1 pseudogene is annotated in these 380 nt (G+C 67.9%); it reads left to right on the top strand.

From position 1 onward, the window contains the following. Nucleotides 1–380 (top strand): annotated as a pseudogene (locus D7Y04_RS43820) (peptidase S74); the annotation flags it as partial.

Raw genomic sequence — 380 nt, 5'->3', positions numbered from 1 at the left:
CGCGTTTCGCGCGGGTTACGCGGAGGACGAATGGAATGAAGCCAACCTGGGGTTCTATTCCTGGGCGGGTGGGACGAAGACCCGGGCGAGCGGCTTGGCCGGCTTCGCCTTCGGTGACCAGTGCCTGTCGAGCGGCACGGGGGCGGTGTGCTTCGGCTCGAAGAACGAGGCGCCTGGCACCGTGAGCTTCGCGAGTGGCGCGAACTCCATCGCGAGTGGCTTCGGCTCCGTGGCCATGGGCTTCACCAACAACGCCACGGGCCAGGGCTCCATCGCGGTGGGATATCGCGTCTCGGCCAACGCGGACTACAGCACGGCCCTGGGGCATCGGGCGTCGTCGGGCGGCTTCTCGGGCTCGTTCATCTGGGGAGACGAGTCGA

Source organism: Corallococcus sp. AB038B, assembly GCF_003668955.1.
GTDB classification, from domain to species: domain Bacteria; phylum Myxococcota; class Myxococcia; order Myxococcales; family Myxococcaceae; genus Corallococcus; species Corallococcus exiguus.
Note: the sequence above shows the minus strand (reverse complement) of the source record. Positions and strands in the feature narration are given on the sequence as shown.